This window comes from Sutterella seckii (genome assembly GCF_009183815.1).
GTDB lineage: Bacteria > Pseudomonadota > Gammaproteobacteria > Burkholderiales > Burkholderiaceae_F > Sutterella > Sutterella seckii.
This window is the reverse complement of sequence record NZ_WEHX01000135.1, coordinates 1-4,376: the sequence shown is the minus strand read 5'-3', so window position 1 is coordinate 4,376 and position 4,376 is coordinate 1. Positions and strand designations below refer to the sequence as shown.

The following is a 4,376-nucleotide window of genomic DNA, read 5'->3' as shown; positions in this document are numbered from 1 at the left end:
GCGCTACGACGTTGTCTTTGAACTCCTGCGAATATCGCATGTTTTGCCACTCCATGAAAGGTTGAAGGGGTGGCGAAAGTTAGTATGACATCTAATGCCTTTTTGAAGAGGCAGTCGTCCTTCTCGCCGCTGTTCTGAAGACGGAAATTCTGCCGAAACTAAAGGAACGCTTTCCGTCGAAGGTTGTTGAAGAGATCCTCATCAGAGCGCCCTAAGGCGGTATTCCCGCAGAAGACAAAACAACTTTGCATCCAGTGCAAGAAACTGCTGCCTCAGTCGCCTGACAAGCGACGATGGTTCTCAATCGGGACGCCCGGATCCTCTGCGGAACGGCTGACGAGTCTGCACGGGCTCTCGTAATACAGGAGAATCCGCCATGTCGCTCTATGCGTCTCTGCTAGCGGTGCTCGTTACTGTCATCGCCGGCTGGATGGTCATTAAGCGCTATCCAACCGTCATCGGTCTCTTCGCGGCCGGTCTTTTGATGATCGGAATCGCAGTTGCCTTCGGCGCTGACCAAATACTTCCCAAGGGCGCAAACTCCACCGGCTTCATCTGGTTCGACATGGTCGACATCATTCGGCTCGCCGCAGTGAAGTAGGTCGCCGGGATCGGCATGATCATCATGGTTGCCGGCGGCTTTGCAAAATATATGGAAACCATCGGCGCGTCCGGGGCGCTCGTCAATGCCTGCATTTCTCCGCTTAAGGCGATGAGGAGTCCCTACATCGTGCTCGGGCTCTGCTATCTCGTCGGGGCGGCAATGGTGCCGGTTGTACCGAGCCACGGCGGAATGGCAATGCTTCTTCTGACGACGATGTATCCGATTCTCCTCAAGCTCGGCGTCTCGCGCGCCGGCGCTGCCGCCGCCATTTTCTGTTCAGGCACGATCGGCATGGGTCCGGGCACGGGCACCGCACTCTATGCGGCCAAGATCGCCGGCATTGAGCCCATCATTTACTTCGTCGAATACCAGCTCCCGATTGCCATTCCAATGATGATCGTCATTGCGGTCCTCAATATGGTCGTCCAGCGCTATTTCGACCGCCGAAACGACGACGTCTACGAAGAATCCGTCTTCGCATCCGACAAGGCCCTCAAGGTCGGTCCGGCATCCTATGCGTTCCTGCCGGTTCTGCCGATTGCGCTCCTCTGCGTCTTTTCCAAGCTCGGACTCGAAACAATTCAGCTCAATACCGTCACAGCGCTCTTTTTGAGCTGGCTCATCGGCATCGTTGTCGAGCTCATCCGAGTCCGCGACATCAAGAAGGTCTTCGGCGACGCCATGGCGATGATCAAGGGAATGGGATCGCTTTTCTCAACTATCGTCGCGCTCATCATCGCCGCAGAAGTCTTCGCCACCGGCATCAAGCTCTGCGGTCTCGTCGCGCTTCTTCTCCATGGCGCCAATCAGGGCGGTTTCGGCGTTACGGGCATGTCCGCAGTTCTCTCGGGCCTTATCGCAGTTGTCACCTTCCTTACCGGCAGCGGCGTAGGGGCTCTGACGAGCCTCGGTTTCATTGCTGCGGACGTCGCCGACGGACTAGGCGGAAGCGTTACGCAGCTGATTTCTTCAATGCAGTTCACGGCAGGTCTTGCACGCGGCATCTCGCCCGTTGCCGGCGCAACGATCGTGGTGGCCGCCGCCGCCGGCGTATCGCCTGTCGCCATCGTCCGCCGCACTGCAATCCCAATGGCCGGGGCATGGCTCGTCATGATGATCGGCAATGCGCTCATGCTCAATTGACTTGCTATTCAAGCATCAGGAATAAAAAGAAGGAACAGCTATGTGCAAATCAAATTCGCTCCCAGAAAACCTTCTTAGAGAAGCGCGGCAGATGCGAAATGAAATTGCTGCATGGAGGCGCGACATTCATCAGCATCCGGAACTCTCCTTCCAGGAAGTCCGAACAACAGCCTTTGTCGCTGAGAAGCTTCGGGCATGGGGATTGGGAAACGTTCGAACAGGATTCGGACCGCTCAAAACCGGCGTCGAGGCATCCATTGGAGAAGGACATCCCTGTGTTGCTCTTCGGGCGGACATGGATGCTCTTCCGATTGAGGAAAAGACAGGACTGGATTATTCATCTCAAAACCCAGGCGTTTCGCATGCCTGCGGGCATGATGCTCATACAGCCGTGCTGCTTGCGGCTGCCAGGCTCCTCAAAGCTCGAGAGGAAGAAATCAAAGGCCGGATTAAATTCATTTTTCAGCCGGCCGAGGAAACGCGCACAAAAATTTTTGAGAAGCCCTTATCCGGAGCAGGATACGTGGTTCGAAGCGGCGCAATCGATGATGTGGACGCTCTCTTCGGCATGCATGTCTGGGGCGTATTTGACGGCGGCGTTGCATTCGTCAAGCCCGGTCCGACGATGATGGCTTCAGGGCGCTTCAATCTCAAAATCATCGGCAAGGGCACCCACGGCGCGAGTCCGCATTTGGGGGTGGACCCGATAACTGCCGAATGCCAGATCGTTGAGGGCATCCAGACGGTAGTATCACGCGAAGTGAGCCCTCTCGAGCCGCGGCTTATCACCATCGGAACCATCCACGGCGGCACAGCCACCAACATTGTTCCTCAGGAAGTCGAACTTTCCGGCACGATTCGAGCGGCTAAGGAAGAGGTTGTGCGCTTCATGGGAGAGAGACTCGGACAAGTAGCGGCAGAGACTGCTCATGCGCATCGATGCCGATCAGAGTACAGCCTTCTTATCAATGGACCCGCAGTTGTAAATGACGCCGACATGGTGCAGATCGTACGGGAGTCTGCAGCTCAAGTACTCGGGACCGAACGCGTCAGGAGCGTTGAGATGCTGACGGGAAGTGAGGATTTCCGGGAATATTCATCTCGCAGGCCCTCTGCGCTCTGGTTCATGGGCATGAAGCGGCCGGAAAGGGGCATCGGACAGCCGCAGCACGACCCTTGCTTTCTCGTGGATGAGGAAATTCTCCCGGATGCCGCAGCGGTAATGGCCGCCTGCGCGTTCAATTATCTTCAGCAAAAATCGCCAGGAGTCCTCGCCTCGGATGGGGCTGAGATGAAAGGCGGCTAATCGGCTGTCTGGTTCTCAATGAACCTTTTAAGAATCTCCTGCCCAGCACTTTGCTGTCAAAAAGCGTTCGTAGAATAATATTGGTATACCACTATGCCATTGGAGATAAACCATGCATCTTGCCACACTTGCGCGCCGCGGTTACGTTACGGCGCCTACGCCCCTTGAATATCTGCCGCACCTTACCCAATCGCTCGGCAATAAAGTGCGCATCTACATGAAGCGCGACGACCTGCTCCCCGGAGCCGGAGGCGGCAACAAGACCCGCAAGCTTGACTTCATCATGGCCCAGGCGGTTATGAGCCACATCGATGCAGTCATCACGTGCGGCGCGCCGCAATCCAATCATTGCCGGCTGACGCTTTCCTGGGCCAAGAAGGAAGGGATGGAGTGCCACCTCGTTCTGCAGGAATGAGTTCCCGGGAGCTATCGCAAAGACGCTTCAGGCAACAATCTTCTCTATCATCTTCTCGGCGCAGACAGCATTACGCTGGTCAAGGAAGGCGAAAACCATGAGGCCGTCATGGAGCGCATAGCCTCTCAATTGAGGGAAAAGGACAAGAACCCGATCGTCATTCCTGCAGGCGCCTCAAATGCCCTTGGCGCATCAGGCTACGCAGTGTGCGCGAATGAAATCCTCAACCAGGCATATGAACAGCAGATCGGCATTGACGCCGTTTTTGCGCCCAGCGGCAGCTGCGGCACTCAGGCCGGTCTGGCTGTAGGCTTTCAATCTGCCAATGCAAATTTCCCGGTATACGGCGTCAACGTGAGCCGCTCCAATGAAGCGCAGGTGCCCAAAGTTCAGGCCCTGGCCGATGATCTGGCGGATTTTCTTGAAGTTCCCCGTATTCCCCATGATCTCTGCCTGAATTTGGACGAATACGTTGGCCCAGGCTATTCTGTGCTTACTGAAGGCATGAGCGAGGCCGTCAGAATGACAGCGGAAACCGAAGCCATCCTTCTTGATCCGGTTTATTCCGGAAAGGCCATGGCTGGCCTAATCGACTGCGTGCGCAAAGGCATGTTCAGAGCGGGAAGCTCCATCGTCTTCGTGCATACGGGCGGTTCCCCCGCGCTTTATGCGTATAAGGACATCTTCCTGTGATTTAGGGATGCTGTGACTGCTCCCCGCCCAATTCGAAGGTTTAGACGGGGAGTAGCTGCATTTAGGCGCTATTTGCTGGTGGTGATCGAGATGAACATTTATTTAATTCTTCTTCTGGGGACTTCCATAAAATAAATGCCTGTAAATTCTGAAAATTTCAGAGTTTACAGGCATGAAAAATGGGTGTTTTGTGTTATAATTGAATTTGCGAAAAC

3 protein-coding genes and 1 pseudogene are annotated in these 4,376 nt (G+C 55.2%); all 4 read left to right on the top strand.

The genetic code is table 11. From position 1 onward, the window contains the following. Positions 1-376: 376 nt before the first annotated feature. The 4 genes and pseudogenes from GBM95_RS12805 (at position 377) to GBM95_RS11140 (ending at position 4,161) form a co-directional block, all read left to right on the top strand. Positions 377-601, top strand: a complete 225-nt coding sequence (locus GBM95_RS12805) for a hypothetical protein (RefSeq protein ID WP_226963298.1) — start codon at positions 377-379, stop codon at positions 599-601. A gap of 15 nt (positions 602-616) precedes the next feature. Then, positions 617-1,747, top strand: a complete 1,131-nt coding sequence (dcuC, locus tag GBM95_RS11150; protein ID WP_226963297.1) for a C4-dicarboxylate transporter DcuC — start codon at positions 617-619, stop codon at positions 1,745-1,747. Positions 1,748-1,787: 40 nt separating this feature from the next. Next, positions 1,788-3,053: a M20 metallopeptidase family protein gene (locus GBM95_RS11145; RefSeq protein ID WP_152159163.1), complete on the top strand. Its 1,266-nt coding sequence runs from the start codon at positions 1,788-1,790 to the stop codon at positions 3,051-3,053. A 112-nt stretch (positions 3,054-3,165) separates the two neighbouring features. After that, a pseudogene (locus GBM95_RS11140) lies at positions 3,166-4,161 on the top strand (D-cysteine desulfhydrase). Positions 4,162-4,376: the final 215 nt, after the last annotated feature.

Excerpts from the sequence above, each read along its gene's own strand:
- GBM95_RS11145 (WP_152159163.1), top strand. The coding sequence starts at position 1,788 with ATGTGCAAATCAAATTCGCTCCCAGAAAACCTTCTTAGAGAAGCGCGG.
- dcuC (WP_226963297.1), top strand. The coding sequence starts at position 617 with ATGATCATCATGGTTGCCGGCGGCTTTGCAAAATATATGGAAACCATC.
- GBM95_RS12805 (WP_226963298.1), top strand. The coding sequence starts at position 377 with ATGTCGCTCTATGCGTCTCTGCTAGCGGTGCTCGTTACTGTCATCGCC.